General features: G+C 72.6%; 18 protein-coding genes. 11 read left to right on the top strand and 7 right to left on the bottom strand.

Translation table 11 applies throughout. The features are described from left to right. Positions 1 to 57 precede the first annotated feature (57 nt). The gene (locus ACFV20_RS33375) at positions 58 to 861 is read right to left on the bottom strand and encodes a nuclease-related domain-containing protein (protein WP_385663864.1); all 804 of its coding nucleotides are present in this window, start codon (positions 859 to 861) and stop codon (positions 58 to 60) included. Positions 862 to 983: 122 nt separating this feature from the next. Here ACFV20_RS33375 and ACFV20_RS33370 point away from each other — a divergent pair, with 122 nt between their 5' ends. The 7 genes from ACFV20_RS33370 (at position 984) to ACFV20_RS33340 (ending at position 7927) form a co-directional block, all read left to right on the top strand. Beyond that, positions 984 to 1487, top strand: coding sequence for a dual specificity protein phosphatase family protein (locus ACFV20_RS33370; protein ID WP_234848807.1), 504 nt, complete (start codon positions 984 to 986; stop codon positions 1485 to 1487). A gap of 307 nt (positions 1488 to 1794) precedes the next feature. After that, the gene (locus ACFV20_RS33365) at positions 1795 to 2598 is read left to right on the top strand and encodes a hypothetical protein (protein WP_385663860.1); all 804 of its coding nucleotides are present in this window, start codon (positions 1795 to 1797) and stop codon (positions 2596 to 2598) included. Further along, the gene (locus ACFV20_RS33360) at positions 2595 to 3842 is read left to right on the top strand and encodes an ATP-binding protein (protein ID WP_385663857.1); all 1248 of its coding nucleotides are present in this window, start codon (positions 2595 to 2597) and stop codon (positions 3840 to 3842) included. The genes ACFV20_RS33365 and ACFV20_RS33360 overlap by 4 nt, the downstream gene beginning before the upstream one ends. A 114-nt stretch (positions 3843 to 3956) precedes the next feature. Next, positions 3957 to 4472, top strand: a complete 516-nt coding sequence (locus ACFV20_RS33355; protein WP_385663854.1) for an SH3 domain-containing protein — start codon at positions 3957 to 3959, stop codon at positions 4470 to 4472. A gap of 63 nt (positions 4473 to 4535) precedes the next feature. Continuing rightward, positions 4536 to 5900 carry an FtsW/RodA/SpoVE family cell cycle protein gene (locus tag ACFV20_RS33350; RefSeq protein ID WP_385663851.1) on the top strand — a complete coding sequence of 455 codons (1365 nt, stop codon included), beginning with the start codon at positions 4536 to 4538 and terminating at the stop codon, positions 5898 to 5900. Next, positions 5897 to 7357 carry a penicillin-binding transpeptidase domain-containing protein gene (locus tag ACFV20_RS33345; protein ID WP_385663848.1) on the top strand — a complete coding sequence of 487 codons (1461 nt, stop codon included), beginning with the start codon at positions 5897 to 5899 and terminating at the stop codon, positions 7355 to 7357. The genes ACFV20_RS33350 and ACFV20_RS33345 overlap by 4 nt, the downstream gene beginning before the upstream one ends. A 60-nt stretch (positions 7358 to 7417) precedes the next feature. Next, positions 7418 to 7927 carry a DUF3291 domain-containing protein gene (locus tag ACFV20_RS33340; RefSeq protein WP_385663846.1) on the top strand — a complete coding sequence of 170 codons (510 nt, stop codon included), beginning with the start codon at positions 7418 to 7420 and terminating at the stop codon, positions 7925 to 7927. Positions 7928 to 7934: 7 nt separating this feature from the next. Here ACFV20_RS33340 and ACFV20_RS33335 read toward each other — a convergent pair whose 3' ends face one another. Continuing rightward, positions 7935 to 9047 (bottom strand): ferritin-like domain-containing protein, encoded by a 1113-nt coding sequence (locus ACFV20_RS33335; RefSeq protein ID WP_385663843.1) that lies wholly within the window; start codon positions 9045 to 9047, stop codon positions 7935 to 7937. 121 nt (positions 9048 to 9168) lie between these two features. On the opposite strand from ACFV20_RS33335, the gene ACFV20_RS33330 reads away from it, so the two are divergent. The 4 genes from ACFV20_RS33330 (at position 9169) to ACFV20_RS33315 (ending at position 12759) form a co-directional block, all read left to right on the top strand. Further along, positions 9169 to 10107, top strand: a complete 939-nt coding sequence (locus ACFV20_RS33330) for a diiron oxygenase (RefSeq protein WP_234848815.1) — start codon at positions 9169 to 9171, stop codon at positions 10105 to 10107. A gap of 229 nt (positions 10108 to 10336) precedes the next feature. Beyond that, entirely contained in the window at positions 10337 to 10996 is a 660-nt protein-coding gene (locus ACFV20_RS33325; protein WP_385663841.1) for a TetR/AcrR family transcriptional regulator, read from the top strand. A 4-nt stretch (positions 10997 to 11000) separates the two neighbouring features. Then, positions 11001 to 11300, top strand: a complete 300-nt coding sequence (locus tag ACFV20_RS33320; RefSeq protein ID WP_385663839.1) for a hypothetical protein — start codon at positions 11001 to 11003, stop codon at positions 11298 to 11300. Positions 11301 to 11406: 106 nt separating this feature from the next. Beyond that, positions 11407 to 12759, top strand: a complete 1353-nt coding sequence (locus tag ACFV20_RS33315) for an NlpC/P60 family protein (RefSeq protein WP_385663837.1) — start codon at positions 11407 to 11409, stop codon at positions 12757 to 12759. On the opposite strand, the gene ACFV20_RS33310 is transcribed toward ACFV20_RS33315, so the two are convergent. The 5 genes from ACFV20_RS33310 to ACFV20_RS33290 are packed head-to-tail and all read right to left on the bottom strand — an operon-like array spanning position 12723 to position 18587. Beyond that, positions 12723 to 13985: a styrene monooxygenase/indole monooxygenase family protein gene (locus tag ACFV20_RS33310; RefSeq protein ID WP_385663834.1), complete on the bottom strand. Its 1263-nt coding sequence runs from the start codon at positions 13983 to 13985 to the stop codon at positions 12723 to 12725. The genes ACFV20_RS33315 and ACFV20_RS33310 overlap by 37 nt on opposite strands. A 13-nt stretch (positions 13986 to 13998) precedes the next feature. Beyond that, a complete protein-coding gene (locus tag ACFV20_RS33305) occupies positions 13999 to 14646 on the bottom strand; it encodes an ATP/GTP-binding protein (protein WP_385663831.1) in 648 nt (215 codons plus the stop codon). Continuing rightward, positions 14627 to 15049: a DUF742 domain-containing protein gene (locus tag ACFV20_RS33300; protein ID WP_031110388.1), complete on the bottom strand. Its 423-nt coding sequence runs from the start codon at positions 15047 to 15049 to the stop codon at positions 14627 to 14629. Before ACFV20_RS33300 ends, ACFV20_RS33305 begins: the two co-directional genes overlap by 20 nt. After that, positions 15046 to 15570: a roadblock/LC7 domain-containing protein gene (locus ACFV20_RS33295; protein ID WP_385663827.1), complete on the bottom strand. Its 525-nt coding sequence runs from the start codon at positions 15568 to 15570 to the stop codon at positions 15046 to 15048. The genes ACFV20_RS33300 and ACFV20_RS33295 overlap by 4 nt, the downstream gene beginning before the upstream one ends. Then, entirely contained in the window at positions 15567 to 18587 is a 3021-nt protein-coding gene (locus ACFV20_RS33290) for a nitrate- and nitrite sensing domain-containing protein (protein WP_385663824.1), read from the bottom strand. The genes ACFV20_RS33295 and ACFV20_RS33290 overlap by 4 nt, the downstream gene beginning before the upstream one ends. Position 18588 lies beyond the last annotated feature (1 nt).

Raw genomic sequence — 18588 nt, 5'->3', positions numbered from 1 at the left:
CCGGCGGCTCACGCCCCGAAGCACGCCCCCGACCGGCGCCCGGCTCCCCTACGCGCCTCACACCCGCACCCACGTATTCCGGTCGCGTGCCATCGCGTGCAGCGCCTCCACGTCCGCCGGCTTCAGCACCCCGCCCCGCCGTGCCAGGCCCTCCACCTCCGCCGCCGTCAGGACGTGGATCTCACGGGGTGCGGTCGGGATCGTCAGGGCGGCCGGGTCGACCAGGGCGAGCACGGGGCGGACCTCCGCCGTGAGGGCGTGGGTGGCGCGCTCGGCGTCGGTGCGCAGGCGGTGCAGCAGGGGGTATGGGTCGCGGCGGCCCAGGGTGATCATGGGGTCGGCGACCCGGACGCGCTGCTTGCGGGCGTGCAGGGCGTGGACGGCGTAGAGGCCGCCGGGGCCGATCAGCAGGTGGTGGATGCGGTCGCCGCCGGGAAGCGGCACGGAGTGCAGGGTGTGCCAGCCCGCGCCGTCGAGGCGGTCCAGCGCGTCACCGATCGTCTGCTCGGCCGCCAGGGCCCTGCGGCGCGGGTCGGGGCGCAGCCGGTGGGCGGGGCCGGGGTCGCGGTCGAGGGCGACGAGGAGGGTCTCGCCGGGGCGGTTGGGGGCCAGGTCGTCGTCGGGGTGGAGGGCGAGGCGGGCCAGCTCGGCGGGGGTGGGCACCGGGGGCGCCCCCACCGTCACGGGGCCGGTGATGAAGGGCCCCAGAGCCCTGAGGACGTCGTCCTCGCGGTCCCGGCCGAGCAGGTTCACCCGGGCGGCCTCACGGTCGTACCAGGCGATGTGGCGGCCGTCCGGGAGGCAGACGTACAGCCGCTCCCGGCCGTGCCGCCAGGTCGGTATGACGCGCAGTCCGTTCATGCACCATCACCCCAGTCCATGGGAACAGGCGGGGTGCTGCGGGGGCAAGAACCCGGTTACCTTGGAGAGGAGTTGGGCAGGCAGCCCGCGGACCCTCGGGCGGCCATGGTGGGGAGGCGCCGTTGCGTACCCGCAGTAAGCCGGACGTCCCCGCCCCGGAGAGTCCGTGGAGCGAGGTCGTTCCCGGGCTCTGGATGGGCGGTCACGAGTACACAGGGGCTTTGGGGCACCTGGAGTTCGCCGTCGTACGGGACGAGTTCGATCTCGTGCAGACGCTGCTGCGGCTGCCGGGCCACGGGCCCGATCCGGGCGTCCGGCACCATGTGTGGCCCATCCCCGACGGGCCGCTGGACGGGACGCAGCTCGCCGGGGTGATCCGGCTGGCCGAGGCCGCGTGCGAGGCGCTGGAGGAGGGCCGGCGGGTCCTCGTCCGCTGCTTCCACGGGTACAACCGCTCCGGTCTCGTCGTCGCGCACGCGTTGATGCGCCAGGGCAGCTCCGCGGAGGCGGCGATCCGGCTGATCCGGGCCCGTCGCTCGCCGTGGGCGCTGCACAACGACCTGTTCGTCGAGTATCTGCGGGCCGGGCTGGCCACGGCCCGGCTGCTGGAGGAGCTCACGGAGTAGCGGGACGCCGTACGGATGTACGCACACGGGCCCCCCTCTCGCGCAAATGGGACTTCCCCGCGAATAAGGTGTAGGCGGCCGGTCGTCGCGTCCGTCGTGTGTCCGCCGGACGTCTGTCGTACGTCCTGCGGAGGTGCAACACGCCTCGGTCGTGCGTCCGCCGGACGCCGGTGGTACGTCCGCCACGCCTCGGTCGTGCGTCCGCCGGACGCCGGTGGTACGGCCGCCACGTGTCGGTCGTGCGCCGGCCGTATGCCCGACGTGAGTCCGCCGTGATCACCCGTGGATCCGAACCGCCAGGAGTGCAGTGCCCCTCAGCCGCCCCGGACAGGCCGCCCGCCGCCTGACCGTCGTCGCCCTGCTGCTGGCCGCCGCCGTGGGCTGCGGGGACGCCGGCGGTCTGGAGGGCGCGGGGTCGACCCCTACGGCGCAGGGGCCGGCCCGGCTCTGGCCGGAGCTGACGCCCGCCTCCAGCCCGGCGTTCGAGATCGGTGAGGTGGACACCGAGGTGGTCAAGGGGGTGAAGGTGCCCGGCGACGACATCCGCCGCGTCGACCCGGTCCGGATCGTCCGGGCCGAGGTCGCCCGGAACCCGGGCGACTTCGAGGGCCCGAAGGCGCCCTACCGCGACACCGAGCGCGAGATGGCCGACTGCGGCCGCGGCCCGGGGCACGGGAAGTGCCCGGTGCTCAGGCCGTACTACCGGGACCTGACCGGCGACGGGCACGACGACCTGACGCTGGGCTTCCCGCTGCTGCCGGGCAAGACGACGGCGGTGCGCGTCTACACCGTCGACAAGCACCGGCTGGTGCAGGTGATGGCCTGGGAGGACGCGCTGAGCGGTGTCGAGCTGGCCGGGCGTTCCCTGGTGATCCGCTCGCCGTCGGAGGTCGCGGGCTACGAGTACCGCCTGCAGTGGACCTGGGACCGGGACCAGAAGGCCATGCTGCTCACCCACGACGAGATGCTGCGCACCGGTACGCGCCCGCACTCCCGGCACCCCTCGTCCTCCGCCGGCGGTCCCCCGTCCGCCTCGCCCGGCCACTCCACCCCCGCCTCACCCACCCTCTCCCCCTCGGCCACCCTCTCCCCCTCGGCGAGCGGCGGATGAGGCCCGTACTCCCCCCGTGGTCCGGGACGCTCGCCGCGAAGGCCGCCGCCTTCATCACCGTGATGTGCTGCGCGCTCGCGGCGCTGCTGGGCGTCCTGGTGCACGTGCAGGTGACGAACCAGACCGTCGGCCAGGCCCGTGACCAGGCGTTGCAGCGGCTGACGCAGGCGACGCAGCGCTACGAGGCCGGGGACACCCTGTGGCGGGGCGCCGGGGTGGATCCGCCCGGGCTGCCCCGGCGGCTGCGGGAACTGGCGGTGGCCGGGGACCGCGGCACGATGGTCGCCGACCGGGAGGGACGCCCCACGATGTGGGCGGCGGGTCCCGTCGACGGCGGGCGGGCGCTGGCCGTCGCGGTCGACTACTCGCAGCAGGCCCGCACGATCGCGGGTCTGGACCGGGCGATCGTGTGGTCGTCGGGCCTGGCCATCGGGGCGACGCTGCTGGTCGGGGCGTTCGCGGTGACGCGGGTGACGCGCCGGCTGCACACCACGGCCCGGGTGGCCCGGCGGATCAGCGCGGGCGACCTGGACGCCCGGGTGAACGATCCCCGCACGGGCCCGCGTACGCAGGGCAGTCCGCAGGACGAGGTGGCCGCGGTCGCCGCCGCGCTGGACTCCATGGCGGCGTCGCTGCAGGGGAAGCTGCAGGCCGAGCAGCGGTTCACGGCGGATGTCGCGCACGAGTTGCGTACGCCGCTGACCGGGCTGCACGCGGCGGCGGAATTGCTGCCGCCGGGCCGTCCGACGGAGCTGGTGCGCGACCGGGTGGCGGCGCTGCGCACGCTCACCGAGGACCTGCTGGAGATCTCCCGGCTGGACACCGGCCGGGAGCGGCTGGAGCTGGACACCGAGCAGTTGGGACCGCTGGCCGAGCGGGCGGTGCGGGCGGCCGGGAGCGGCACGGAGGTCAGGGTCGTGCGGGACGTGTCCGTGGAGACGGACCGGCGGCGGCTGGAGCGGGTGCTGGGCAATCTCGTGGCGAACGCGCACAAGCACGGGCGCGCGCCGGTGGTGCTGACCGTGGACGGTCCGGTGGTGACGGTTCGCGACCACGGGGACGGGTTCCCGGAGTACCTGGTCGCGCACGGCCCGCAGCGGTTCCGCACGGAGGGCGGTGCGCGGGGGCACGGGCTGGGGCTGACCATCGCGCGCGGCCAGGCGGAGGTGCTGGGTGCGCGGCTGGAGTTCGCGAACGCGCCGGAGGGCGGCGCGGTGGCCACCCTGACACTGGCGGCGGAGTGAGGGTCCGCAGGGCGTCCTCCTCTGGCCCAGCGTGGGGGGCGGCACCCGCAGCCCGCTCCTAATGTGGCGATTAGTCAGCTTCGGCACTTTCACCCCCACATGGAGGTATCCCCCATGTCCCTGCGCTTCCGCCTCTGCATAGCAGCCGCCGCCGGACTCCTCGCCGCCGCGGCCGCCATCACCCCTGCCGCCGCCGCGCAGGACGACCGGGACCCGAACGGCGGCAACGGCAACAGCGGCCAGAGCAGCTGGAACGGCAGCGGCAACGGCAACAGCGGCCAGGACAGCTGGAACGGCGGCGGCAACGGAAGCGGCACCGGCGACCCGGGCAACTGGAGCGGCAGCGGCCACCACGACCCGAGCGGCGGGAACGGCGGGAACGGCGGGCAGAACCAGGGCCGCTACAGGGGCGTCGTCACGGCGAGCACGCTGGCTCTGCGCAGCGCCCCGAACCGCGGTTCGCAGATCATCCGGTACGCCCATCGGGGCGACGTCGTCAGCATCTTCTGCAAGACGGGCGGCGAGACCGTGCAGGGCAACCCGCTCTGGTACCTGCTGACGGACGGCACCTGGGCCTGGGGCGCGGCCCGGTACATCGACAACATCGGCCCCGCGCCACGCTGGTGCTGACATTCGGTCACCCAAAGAAGCACAAGAGAAGCACAAGACGCACTGTTTGGGTAGGTTCCGGACATGAGCAAGGCCGGAATCACCGTGGCGACGGCGGACCCGCCCACGCCCGCCGTCCGCCGCCTCCCCCGGCGCCGGGGCATCGAACTCGCCCTCATCGTGCTGGCCGTCCTGCTGTCGGTGTACGGCTACTGCGCGGTCGGTCTCGCCCGCCACGGGACGCTGCCGCCCGGCGCCGCCGGCTACGGTGCCGGCCTCGGCGTGCTGGCTCTGCTGGCCCACCTGGCGGTACGCCTGCGAGCCCCGTACGCCGACCCGCTGCTGCTGCCGATCGGGGTGCTGCTCAACGGGCTGGGGCTGGTGCTGATCTACCGGCTGGACCTGGAGACCCCGGGCGACCGGGCGGCGCCGGCCCAGCTGGTGTGGTCGACGCTGGGCGTGACCCTGTTCATCCTGGTCGTGCTGCTGCTGCGGGACCACCGGGTGCTCCAGCGCTACACGTACGTCTGCGTGGTCGCGGCCCTGGCCCTGCTCACGCTGCCGATCCTGTTCCCGGCGGTGAACGGGGCCCGCATCTGGATCCGGATCGCGGGGTTCTCCATCCAGCCGGGCGAGTTCGCGAAGGTGCTGCTGGCGGTGTTCTTCGCCGCGTACCTGGCGGCGAACCGCAACGCGCTGGCCTACACCGGCCGCCGGGTCTGGAAGCTCCAGCTGCCCACCGGCCGCGTCCTCGGCCCGATCGTCACCGTCTGGCTGGTCAGTGTGGGCGTGCTGGTCCTGGAACGCGACCTCGGCACGTCGCTGCTGTTCTTCGGCCTGTTCGTGGTGCTCCTCTACGTCGCCACCGGCCGCACCGGCTGGATCGCGGTGGGGCTGCTGCTGGCCGCGCTGGGTGCAATCGCCGTGGGCCGGCTGGAACCGCACGTGCACAGCAGGATCGAGACCTGGCTGCACCCCTTCGCCTCCATCGAGGCGGGCGAGGGCGCGAACCAGCTCGCGCAGTCGCTGTTCGCCTTCGCGGAGGGCGGCGTGCTCGGCACGGGCCTCGGACTCGGCCACTCCTTCCTCATCGGCTTCGCCGTGAAGTCGGACTTCATCCTGGCCACCGCGGGCGAGGAACTCGGCCTGGCCGGCCTCAGCGCCGTCTTCCTCCTCTACGGACTGCTGGTGGAACGCGGCTTCCGGGCCGGGCTCGCGCAGCGCGAGCCCTTCGGCCGGCTGCTCGCGGTCGGCCTCGCCTCACTGGTGGCGCTCCAGGTGTTCGTGATCGCGGGCGGGGTGACCGGGCTGATCCCGCTGACCGGCATGGCGATGCCGTTCCTGGCGCAGGGCGGCTCGTCGGTGGTCACCAACTGGGCGATCGTGGCGCTGCTGGTCCGGGTGAGCGACTCGGCCCGGCGCGGTTACGACGGGCAGGACGCACGGTGACCCGGCACATCCGGCACGCCGGGTACTTCTGCGCCCTGCTGCTGGTGGCACTGCTCGTGAACGCCGCCCGGGTCCAGGTCGTCCAGGCCCCGTCGTACGACCGCAACCCGGCCAACCGGCGACCGGACATCGCCCGCTACGAGCAGCCGCGCGGGGACATCTGGGTGGGCGGGCGCCCCGTCACCGGCTCCCGGGACACCCGCGAGCACCTCCGCTACGAACGGACCTACGCCAACGGCCCGTTGTACGCCCCGGTCACCGGCTTCGCCTCCCAGTTGTACGGGACGACGCTCCTGGAGAGCACCGAGGACGGCGTGCTGTCCGGCGCGGATCCGATGCTCGCGCCGTTCCCGCTGTGGAACGACTTCACCCGGGCACGCAACGCGGGCGGGGACGTCGTGACGACGCTGCTGCCTCAGGCGCAGCAGGCCGCGTTCCGGGGGCTGGCGGGACGCAAGGGCGCGGTGGCCGCGGTGGAGCCGTCGACGGGCCGGATCCTGGCCCTGGTGTCCGCCCCGTCGTACGATCCCCAGCCGCTGTCCGGAAACGGCTCGGCCGCGGCCCGGGCCTGGGCGCGGCTCACCGCGGACAAGGACAAGCCGATGCTCAACCGGGCGGTGCGGCAGACCTATCCGCCGGGCTCGACGTTCAAGGTGGTCACCACGGCCGCCGCGCTGGACGCCGGTGTGGTCACGGATCTCGAGGCGCCGACCGACTCCCCCGACCCCTACCGCCTGCCCGGCACGCGGACGCGGCTGACCAATTCCTCGAAGGGCTGCGCGGACGCCTCCGTGCGCGAGGCCTTCACGTTCTCCTGCAACACGGTGTTCGCCAAGCTCGGTGTGGAGGTGGGCGTGGCGGGCATGACGGCCACGGCACACGCCTTCGGCTTCAACAACGGGGAGCTGCGGATCCCGTTCCCGGTGGCCCGGTCGACGTTCGACACCACCCTCGACAAGGCTCAGCTGGCCCTGTCCTCGATCGGCCAGTACAACACCAGGGCCACGCCGCTGCAGATGGCGATGGTCGCGGCGGCCGTAGCCAACGGCGGCCAGGTGCGGGACCCCTACCTGGTGGAGCGCACGACCCGGCCGGGCGGCAGCACCCTCGCGACGGCCGGTTCGCGCGGGATCCGCCAGGCGATGTACCCGTCCACCGCCGTCCGGCTGCGGGCGATGATGCGGGACGCGGTCGAGAACGGCACCGGGCGCGGTGCCGCGATCCGCGGCGCCAAGGTGGGCGGCAAGACCGGCACCGCCCAGCACGGCCTGGGCAACTCGGGCATCCCCTACGCCTGGTTCGTCTCCTGGGCGCAGGGTGCGCGCGATCTGGCCCCGAGGGTGGCGGTGGCGGTCGTGGTGGAGGACGCGGAGGCGGACCGCGGGGACATCAGCGGGGGCGGCGACGCGGCGCCGATCGCCCGGGCGGTGATGGAGGCGGTACTGAAGTCGCACTGAGCGCCCGGCTGATGAGACGGGGCTACCGCGCCGCCGGGCACCCGACCTACCGTTCGGTTCATGACTGAGCCCGCCGCGTACGAACTCGCCCAGGTCAACCTCGGCCGCCTCAAGGCCCCACTGGACTCCCCGCAGTTGAAGGACTTCGTCGACAGCCTCGACCCAGTGAACGCGGACGCGGACGGTGCCGACGGTTTCGTCTGGCGTCTGCAGGGCGAGGGGGGCGACGACGCCACGGACGTTCCCGTGTTCGGCGACTCGTGGCTGATCATCAACATGTCCGTGTGGCGCGACACGGACGCCCTGACCGCGTACATGTACCAGGGCCGGCACCGGGAGATGCTCGTTCGCCGCCGGGAGTGGTTCGAGCGTGTGCGGGAGGCGATGGTCGCCCTGTGGTGGGTCCCGGCGGGCCACCGGCCCACGGTCGCCGAGGCGGAGTCCCGCGTGCTGCACCTGCGTACGCACGGCCCGACGCCGTACGCGTTCACCCTGCGGACGTCGTTCCCGCCCCAGGGGGCGACGCCGCTGCTGGGCGAGGTGCCGGAGGGTCTGGGCTGCGCCCTCTGACGGCCGTTCAGCCGTCGGCCGCCCGCCCCGCGTCGATCGCCCCGCGTACCTCGGCCACCCGTTCCCTCTCCTCCGCCGCGAAGCGCTGGGCGTCCAGTTTCTCGGCGATCTCCTCGTCCTCGGACATCAGCAGGTCGAGGTCGGAGTCGCCCATCTCCAGGACGCCCAGGTCGACGTAGGCCTGCTGGAGGCGTTTGCCCCACAGGCCGATGTCCTTGACGCAGGGGACGATGCGGCTGAACAACAGCTTGCGGAAGAGGGTGAGGAACTCGGACTGCTCGCTGTACTCCTCCGCCTCGGCCTTGGGGATGCCGAAGTTCTCCAGCACCTCGACGCCCCGTAGCCGGTCGCGCATGAGGTAGCAGCCCTCGATGACGAACTCCTCGCGCTCCCGCAACTCGGCGTCCGTGAGTTGCCGGTAGTAGTCGCGCAGGGCCATCCGCCCGAAGGCCACGTGCCGGGCCTCGTCCTGCATGACGTACGCCAGGATCTGCTTGGGCAGCGGCTTGTCCGTGGTGTCCCTGATCATGCCGAAGGCGGCGAGCGCGAGGCCCTCGATCAGCACCTGCATGCCCAGGTAGGGCATGTCCCAGCGGGCGTCGCGCAGGGTGTCGTCCAGCAGGGACCGGAGGTTGTCGTTGATCGGGTAGAGCATCCCGATCTTCTCGTGCAGGAAGCGGCCGTAGATCTCGGCGTGCCGGGCCTCGTCCATGGTCTGGGTCGCGGAGTAGAACTTCGCGTCCAGATCCGGGACGGACTCGACGATCCGCGCGGCGCAGATCATGGCGCCCTGCTCGCCGTGCAGGAACTGGCTGAACTGCCAGGAGGCGTAGTGCTGCCGCAGCTCGCCCCTGTCCTTCTCGTTCAGCTTGGCCCAGTGCCTGGTCCCGTACAGGGACATCGCCTCGTCCGGGGTTCCGAGCGGATCGCGGGGGTCCACCTCCAGCTCCCAGTCGATGCGCTTCTGGCCGTCCCACTGCTTGTCCTTGCCCTTCTGATAGAGGGCCAGAAGGCGGGCGCGGCCGTCGTCGTACTCCCAGTTGAAACGGGCCGCGCCGCTCGCCGGCACCTGTCGTACGGGCTCTTCCGGTTCCATGGCGTACAGGTCGAAGCTCGGCATGCCCGCAGGCTCACACGAGGTAGACACGGGGTCAACAAGTAGCGCGCAGGGGATTGACGAGCTTGCTGACAAGCAGTCTCATAAGTACATCAGTGACGTGTGCACAACGAGGTGGGCAGCCATGACGACCCTGACGGAAGCCGACGCGCTCGACGGCCTGCGCGACGCCCTCGGCCTGCTGAAGGACCGGGAGCAGGTGGCCCAACGGCTCCTCGACTCCTCCGCCAAGCACTCCTTCGACCCGGACAAGGAGCTGGACTGGGACGCGCCCTTCGAGGAGGGCAAGTGGTTCTGGCCGCCGGAGCTGGTCTCGCTCTACGACACCCCGCTGTGGAAGCGCATGGGTGAGGAACAGCGCATCCTGCTCTCCCAGCACGAGGCGGCGGCCCTGGCCTCCCTGGGCATCTGGTTCGAGATCATCCTGATGCAGCTGCTCGTCCGGCACATCTACGACAAGGCGGCGACGAGCGCACACGTCCGCTACGCACTCACCGAGATCGAGGACGAGTGCCGCCACTCCAAGATGTTCGCCCGCCTGATCTCCCACGGCGACACGCCCTGGTACCCGGTCAGCCGCGCCCACCAGCAGCTGGGCCGCCTGTTCAAGACCATCTCCACCACCCCCGGCTCCTTCACCGCCACCCTGCTGGGCGAGGAGGTCCTCGACTGGATGCAGCGTCTGACGTTCCCCGACGAGCGCGTCCAGACCCTGGTCCGAGGCGTCACCCGCATCCACGTCGTGGAGGAGGCCCGCCACGTCCGCTACGCCCGCGAGGAACTCCGCCGCCAGATGGTGACGGCCCCCAAGTGGTCCCAGGAGTTCACCCGCATCACCTCCGGCGAGTTCGCCCGCGTCTTCTCGGTGGCCTTCGTGAACCCCGACGTCTACACGAACGTGGGCCTCGACAAGCGGGAGGCCCTCGCCCAGGTCCGCGCGAGCGGCCACCGCCGCGAGGTCATGCAGAACGGCTCCAAGCGCCTGACCGACTTCCTCGACGACATCGGAGTGCTGCGCGGGGTCGGCCGGCGCCTGTGGAAGTCGTCGGGCCTGCTGGCGTAAGCCACGCCGCTCCCGCACCCGCGTACGGCGGGAAGGGGCCGTGTCCGGGGGGGTGTCCGCCCGCGGCGGCTGGCGCGTCAACGGGGAGTCGGTCGGCGTCGGGCCCCAGCGCGCCGTTCCGAGGACGGACACCCCCCGGCGCGGCCCCGACCCCCACCCCACGCGAAGGCGAAGGCACACACCCGGCCACCGCTACGCAGCCCCCGGCCCCCCGATTACCCTGCGAGGCATGACACCAGCCGCCCCCACCCCCGCCTACCGGCGACTCAGCGTCGAGGAACGCCGCAGTCAGCTGCTCGAATCCGCGCTGAACCTCTTCGCCCACCGCGCCCCCGAGGAGGTGTCCCTCGACGACGTGGCGGAGGCGGCCGGCGTCTCGCGGCCCCTGGTGTACCGGTACTTCCCGGGCGGCAAGCAACAGCTCTACGAGGCCGCCCTGCGCTCCGCAGCCGACGAGCTCCAGCACTGCTTCGACGAACCCCGCGAAGGCCCGCTCCTCCCCCGCCTGTCCCGCGCCCTCGACCGCTACCTCACCTTCGTCGACCAGCACGACACCGGCTTCAGCGCCCTCCTGCAGGGCGGCAGCGTCGTCGAGACCTCCCGCACCACCGCCATCGTCGACGGCGTACGGCGGGTCGCCGCCGAGCACATCCTCAGGCACCTGATGGTCTCCGACCCCGGCCCGCGCCTGCGCATGACCGTCCGCATGTGGATCACCGCCGTGGAGGCCTCGTCGCTCATCTGGCTCGACGAGGACAAGCAGCCCCCCGCCGAGGAGCTGCGCGACTGGCTCGTCGAGCAGTTCGTGGCCATGCTGACGGTGACCGCCCGCCGCGACCCGCAGACCGACGCGCTGGTCCGGGCCCTCGCCGGGGATGTCCGAGACTGATCCCGTGAAGAGCGAAGAGACCCCCTTCGAGGGCGGCCCCATGGACGGCAGGGTCCTGCCCGTCCTCCTCGGCATCACCGGCCACCCGCCCAAGACGTACCGCATCCCCGTTCCGGACCCCGACGGCGGGCCGGACACCGTCCTGGTCTACCGCCGCGTCCCCCGGGGACCGGGCAAGGCCGGCCTGTCCAACCGCTGGAAGTACACGTACGCCCCCGAGGGCGTCCCGCCCCGCCGGCTCAACTGGCCCTGGTCGAAGCCAGCCGCCACGCCGCCCGGCAAGCCGGACGACGCCGACGGGTGACCCGGTTGCGCCGAACCGCGCACACCCACCGCGCGCACCGCACGCACACGCCTGATCCTCACGGTGTCCGGCGGCACCACGCCGCCCCCGCAACGGAGGTGATGGCATGTCAGGAAAGCTGCTGCGTCTGGTCTGCATCGCGGCGACGGCGGCCGGAACCGTCCTGGCACCCGTCCCGGCCACGGCCGCGCCCGAGCCGGACACGGAACAGCAGGAGGTCGCCGCTCTCCTGACGGATCTTCAGGAGCTGTACCGGAAGGCCGAGGAGGCCACCGAGGCCTACAACGCCACCGAGGAGAAGCTCACGGAGCAGCGCGCCGAGACCGACCGCGTGGACCGCGCCCTCGCCCGCGCCCGGCTCTCCCTGCACGACAGCCGGGGGGCGGCCGGCCGGCTGGCCCGGCAGCAGTACCAGAGCAGCACCGACATCTCGCCGTACGTGCGGCTGCTGCTGGCCCGCGACCCGCAGCACGCGATCGAGCAGGGCCATGTGATCGGCCGGCTGGCGCGGGAGCGGGCCGACACCATCGGCAGGCTGACCGGCGACGAGCGCAAGGCCCACGAGCTGGCGCGCAAGGCCCGCACAGCACTGGACCGGCAGCTCGCACTCGCCGAGCGGCGCAAGAAGGAGCGGGACAAGGTCCGCGCGCGTCTGCACGACGTCGAGGAACTGCTCGCCTCCCTCAGCCGCGACCAGCTCACCGACCTCGCCGAGTTCGAGCGGAAGGGCATCGCGAAGGCGCAGCAGGAGTTCCTGGCGTCGGGCGCACTGGGCCCCGGCGAGGCCGGGGAAGCGGAAGCCGAAACGGCAACGGAGACCGAGGCCGAAACCGAAGCCGACGCCGACGCCGACGCCGACGGCAAGAACACCACGAACAGCGAGAACGGCAAGTACGGCAAGTACGGCAAGCGCGGCAAGATCAACACCGCCGGAGACAAAGCCGGCCAGGACAAAGCCGGCGACGACAGCGGGACTCCCACCCGCCCCCCGTCCGCCGAAGGCAGCCGTGCCGTGCGCTACGCCCTGCGGCAGCTCGGCAAGCCGTACGAGTGGGGCGCGGAGGGCCCGCGGTCGTACGACTGCTCGGGGCTGACCTCACGGGCGTGGGCCGAGGCGGGGACGCCCGTGCCCCGGACCAGCCAGGAGCAGTGGCGGCGCCTGGAGCGGATCCCGCTGGACGAGCTGCGCCCCGGCGACCTGGTCGTGTACTTCCGCAAGGCCACACACGTCGCGCTGTACCTCGGCGACGGCCTGGTCGTCCAGGCACCCCGGCCGGGCGCGCGGGTCAAGGTCTCCCCGATCGCGGCCAACCCGGTCCTGGGTGCCGTGCGACCGGACCCGGACGGGGAGCCCCTGCGGCGCTACCGGCCGCCGGAGCTCCCCGAGGGTGCCACGGACGGATCCGACGAGGGCTACGACGGTTACGCGGCCCCGGCGCCGGACACCTCGGCGAGGTAGGCCTGCGTCTTCTCCGGCTCGTAGAAGAAGTTCTCGAAGTCGGCCGGGTTGTCGAAGCCGTTGGCGAAGCGGTCGGCGACCGGCTGGAGCTCACCGGCGGCGCCGATGAGGTTCAGGATGTGCTCCGGCGGCGGCGCGAGCATCGCGTTGGTCCACTTGGTGACGTGCTGGGCGGTGTTCCAGTAGCGGTCGAAGGTGGCGCGCATCCACTCCTCGTCGAACGGCTTGTCGCCGTGCTCGACGATCGAGGAGAGGTACGCGGCGGCGCACTTGGAGGCCGAGTTGGAGCCCTGCCCGGTGATCGGGTCGTTCGCCACGACCACGTCGGCGACACCGAGCACCAGACCGCCGCCGGGCAGACGCCCGATGGGGTTGCGGACGGTCGGGGCGTAGCGGCCGGCCAGCGTGCCGCCGGCGTCGGTCAGTTCGACCTTGGTGGCCCGCGCGTACTCCCAGGGGACGTACCGCTCCATGAGTTCCAGGGTCAGGGAGAGGTGCTCCGCGGGGTCCTTGACGCCGTTGAAGACGTCGAGCGGGCCGCCGGGTATGCCCTCCCAGAACAGGATGTCGGCACGGCCGGAGGTGGTCAGGGTCGGCATGACGAACAGCTCGCCGACGCCGGGCACGAGGTTGCAGCGGACCGCTTCGGTGCCCGGGTGCTCGGGGCGCGGGCCCATGCCGTGGACGTACGCCACGGCCAGCGCGCGCTGCGGCTCGCTGTACGGGGAGCGCTCCACGTCACGGCCGAACATCTGGACCAGTTCGCCCTTGCCGGCCGCGACGAGCACCAGGTCGTAGGTGCGGGAGAAGTAGTCCAGGTCGCCGACGGCCGCGCCGTGGATGACGAGCTGCCCGCCGCGCTGGGCGAACGTCTCCATCCAGCCGGCCATCTTCACGCGCTGGTCGACGGACTGCGCGAACCCGTCGAGCCTGCCCAGCCAGTCGATGGCCCGGGCGGCGGGGCCCTCGGACCAGGAACCGGGGGCGGCGACCGAGACGCCGAGTCCTTCGATCTTCGGGGCCTGGGACTCCCAGAAGTTCAGCTGGAGATCGCGCTCGTGCTGCAGAGCCGTGTGGAACATGCACTGCGTCGACATGACCCGGCCGGTGCGGATCTCGTCCGCCGTCCGGTTGGACATCAGGGTGACCTCGTAGCCCTGTGACTGGAGGCCGAGGGCGATCTGGAGCCCGGACTGACCGGCTCCGACGACGAGTATCTTCCGCATGCGGGGCTGTCCTCTACTCGGGGGTTTCGTCGAGCGCGTGGCCCACGAGGGCCAGGAGGGTCTCGATCACGGAGATCCGGCGACGCGCGTCCATGATCATGACAGGTATGTGCCGCGGGATGGTCAGGGCCTCCCGCACGTCCTCCGGTTCGAACAGCTCGCTGCCGTCGAAGTGGTTGACCGCGACGACGTACGGCAGCCCGGAACTCTCGAAGTAGTCCAGGACCGGGAAGCAGTCCTTCAGACGGCGGGTGTCGGCCAGGACGACGGCGCCGATCGCTCCGCGCACGATGTCGTCCCACATGAACCAGAACCGCTGCTGGCCCGGCGTGCCGAACAGGTAGAGCACCAGGTCGTCGTCGAGCGTGATGCGCCCGAAGTCCATGGCCACGGTGGTGGTGGACTTGCCCGGTGTGGCGGTGAGGTCGTCGGTCGCCTCGCTCGCCTCGGTCATCAGCGCCTCGGTCTGCAGGGGCGTGATCTCCGAGACGGAGGTGACCAGCGTGGTCTTGCCCACGCCGAAGCCGCCCGCCACCACGATCTTCGTGGCTATGGGGGCACGGGTGCGGTCCGTCTCCCAGGCGTGCATGCTCTCGCCGGGCTCGACGAACGGGGATGAACCAGTGACGCCGTGAGCGGCGTCAGAGACGACGGAGTCCACTCAGCACCCTTTCCAGCAGAGCCCGGTCGGGGCGGCCCGTGCCATGGCCGGTGCCCGTTCCGTACACACGGATCTTTCCCTGGTCCGCGAGGTCGCTCAGGAGCACGCGGACCACGCCGAGCGGCATCTTCAGCAGCGCGGCGATCTCGGCCACCGTACGCATCCGGCGGCACAGTTCGACGATGGCCCGCAACTCCGGCATGACGCGGGTGGAGAGGTGGCCGTTCGTCAGCTCCTTGCGCTCCTCCGGGGCGTCCAGTGCCGCCGTGCTCGCCACGAACGTCTCCACGAGGAGGACGTGGCCGAAGCGGGTGCGGCCGCCGGTGAGCGAGTAGGGGCGGACCCGGGCGGGTTTGCGGTCGCCGCCGCGGACCGGGAGGTGGTGCTTGGGCGTACTGCTCATCGGGCACTCCCCGTCGTCTGGGAATCCTCCAGGGATTTCCGGAGCTCGCTGCGGAGTTCCGGCGTCAGGACGTGACCGGCACGGCCGACGAACAGGGCCATGTGGTACGCCACCACGCTCATGTCGCAGTCCGCGGAGCCGTGGACGCCGAGCAGCGAGCCGTCGCTGATCGACATCACGAACAGGCTGCCCTCGTCCATCGCGACCATCGTGTGCCGGACGCCGCCGAAGTCCATCAGGCGGGCGGCGCCGATGGTGAGGCTGCCGATGCCGGAGACGATGGTGGCCAGGTCGGCGGCGGAGCCGCGCGGGCCGGTGCGCGTGGCGCCGCGGGCCTGCAGGGCGTCCCGCGCCTCCTTGTTGCGGTGGTCGTCGGAGGAGAGCAGGAGCAGTCCGTCGGAGGAGACGACCGCGACCGAGAGGATGCCGGGTACCTCCTCGACGAGGTTGGTCAGCAACCAGTGCAGGTTGCGGGCCTCACTGCTCAGTCCGATCAGTCCGAAGGTACTGGGAGCGGTCAACTGCTTGCCTCCTCGACTGTGCCCCCCGTGGATTCTTCGGATCCAGCTGGTCGTGCTGCGCCGGTGGCCGGCCGCTGGTGCGAGGCCGTCCTCTCGGCGATCTCCGCCTCCACGTCGCGCTGCCCCGCCTGGGCGCCCTGGCGGAAGCCGCCGAGGCGGCGACGCAGGGCTTCGGCGTCCACGGAGCCGCTGCGCTGGCGCGGGGCGGTGGTCTGTGCGGTGATCTTCGGAGTGCGCTTGGGGAGGCCCTTGTCCGTGACGCGGTCCTCCTCCTCGTCGGCCGCGCGCTCGTGCTGCGGGCTCTCGTCCGGGTCCACGGCACCACCCGTGCCATGGGCTTCCTCGTGCGCGCGCTGCCCGAACGGGCCGGTCCCGCCCTCGCGGGAGGCGGCTTCGGACGCGGGCTGTCCCGACGGGCCGGTCCCGCCGCCGGTGACCGATGGTCCGTGCCCCACCGGGTCCGGCTCCCCCGCCTGCGCGGGGATCAGCAGCTCCATCGTGGTTTCTGCGGGGGATTCCACGGGTGCGGCGGTCTCGTCCGGGCCGGCGTGCGCCGCCGGTTCGGGATGCGTCGCCGGGCCGGCGGGTGGCGTCGGGCCGGCGGGCGCCACCGGATCGGCGGGTGCCGTCGCGGCCGCCACCGCATCGGTGGATGTCGCCGAGGGTGCCGCCTCCGGCACCTCCCGCGCCCGCGCCGGTTCCGTCGCCTCGGCCGGTTCCGGTTCCCCTGCCGGTTCCGGGTGCTGGGCGGCGGTGGTGATCTCGGCTGCCTCGCCGCGCTCGACCGCCTTCTCCGCCAGGGCCACCAGCGGGTCGTCGCCGGAGGCGCGGCCGGGCAGGACGTTGGAGTTGGCCTCCGCGTCGGCGCCCGGGAAGGAGAAGGAGTGGGTCGTGCCGGTGAGGGGGCCGGAGGCAGGTACGGCCACGGCCGGGGCGGCGGCCAGCAGCGTGCGCGGCACGACGACGACCGCCGCGACACCGCCCTGCTTCTGCTCGCGCAACTGGACGCGCACGCCGTGGCGGTGGGCGAGCCGGGCCACGACGTACAGGCCGAGGCCGAGACCGTCCTCGCCCTCCTGGTCGTAGGGCGCCTCGGGGTCGAAGTCGGTGAGGCGGGAGTTGAGGCGCTCCAGCCGCTCCTCGGTCATGCCGATGCCCTCGTCCTGGACGGAGAGCATGACCTCGCCGTTCTCCAGCAGCCAGCCGGAGATCTCGACGGGCAGGTCGGGCGGGGAGAACGAGGTGGCGTTCTCCATGAGTTCGGCGAGCAGGTGGGACAGGTCGTCCGCGGCGAACCCCGCGATGTGCGCGTGCGGCGGCAGCGCGGCGATCCGGACCCGCTCGTACCGCTCGATCTCGCTGACAGCGGCCCGGACGACGTCCACCAGCGGCACGGGCCCGGCGGCGTGCTGGACGTGCTCCGTGCCGGCGAGGACCAGCAGGTTCTCGCTGTGCCGGCGCATGACCGTCGCGAAGTGGTCGAGCTTGAACAGCGTGGCGAGCCGGTCCGGGTCCTGCTCGCGCTCCTCCAGGTTCTCGATGACGGCCAGTTGCCGCTCCACGAGGCCGAGCGTGCGCAGGGCGAGATTGACGAACGTCCCGCCGATGGCCGTGCGCAGCCGCTCCAGCTGGGCCGCGGACTCCGCGAGTTCGCCGCGCAGTTCCTCGCGCGCGTCGGCCATCTTCTGGCGCTGCCCGACGAGGTGCTTGCGGTCGGACTCCAGTGTGGTGATCCGCTCGGTGAGGGCGACCGCGTGCGCGTGCAGGGCGTTGACGGAGCGGACGGCCTGGGCGAACTCGTCGTTGCGGCCGGTGAACTTCACCGGCTCCTCGGCCGCCGGGTCCTCGGCCTCGGCGAGGCGCTTGGACCCGAGCCGCAGGACGGCGAGCGGGCGGGTCAGGCTGCGGGCCATGCCCGTGGCGACGCCGACGGCGAGCAGCATGAGGGCGCCGAGGAGGGCGACGCGGATCTCCAGCGCGGTGACGTCGTCGTCGCGCAGGGTTTCGAGGTCCTTGGTGCGGCGGTCGTAGAGGGCCGACTCGACGCCGCGCATCAGGTCGACGCGGGCGGACAGGGCCGTGTCCAGCTTCTTGGTGCCGGTCGCGAGATCGCCGCGGGAGAGCGTCGGCTGATCGGTGAGGGTGGCGAGGTACTTGTCGGCGGAGTTGACCTCGGTGCCGGTGACGGTGGAGTCGAAGGAGGCCCGGGCGGGCTTGGGGGCCGTGTCGCGGAAGTCGGCCAGGGCCGCGTCGGAGCGCAGCCGGGCCTGCTGGGCGGCGGCGCTGAGGGCGTCGCGCTGCCGGGTGTCGGCGTCCGAGGAGGTGGACGTCTCGGTCGGCAGGCCGGTGACGGGGTCGATGACCGTGCCGGTGCTGCGCGGCACGCTCAGGGCGGCGAGCAGCAGCCCGCGGGCCGCGGCGGCCTGCTGGACGGCGGAGTCCAGCTCGGCCAGCGCGTAGCCGCCCTCTCCCGCGCGCGGCGGGGTCTGCTGCGCCAGTTGCTCGGCGAGCCGGTGCAGCCCGGTGATGGCGGCGGAGTACGCCTGGTGCGCTTCGAGGGCGCTGCTCTTGCCGGTGAGCGCCGCCCTGCGCACGGCCGCTATGCCGTCGAGGTCCGAGCGGAGCGAGGCGGGCGTGTCGGTGTCGGCGCGCAGCTCCTCGACCTGCCGGTCCACCCGGGCGCTGCGCTGCTCGGAGGGCGCCTTGTCCTTGGGGCGCCCGGCGGCGATGTAGGAGGTGACCTCGTCCCGCTCGTCGGCGAGGGAGTGCGCGAGGGCGAGGGAGGCCTGTGTCTGCTCCGCGAGCGTCACCAGTTGCTGGGAGTCGTGGAGTTGCCCGGAGGCGGCCAGCACGGACGGGGTGCCGGCGCCGGCGATGGCGGCGGCCACCACGGCAACGGCCACGATCAGCCGGTTGCGTACGTGGGTGGGACGGCCCGTGCCGGTGGGGGGCGTCGGCTCAGCGCCCTGAACGGGGGCTGTCTGCTTGCCTGTGCGACGAGGCCGCGTCTTCTGCACC

This window comes from Streptomyces sp. NPDC059696 (genome assembly GCF_042733745.1).
Lineage (GTDB): Bacteria > Actinomycetota > Actinomycetes > Streptomycetales > Streptomycetaceae > Streptomyces.
The sequence above is the reverse complement of the archived record's forward strand: the minus strand, read 5'-3'. Positions and strand labels throughout refer to the sequence as shown.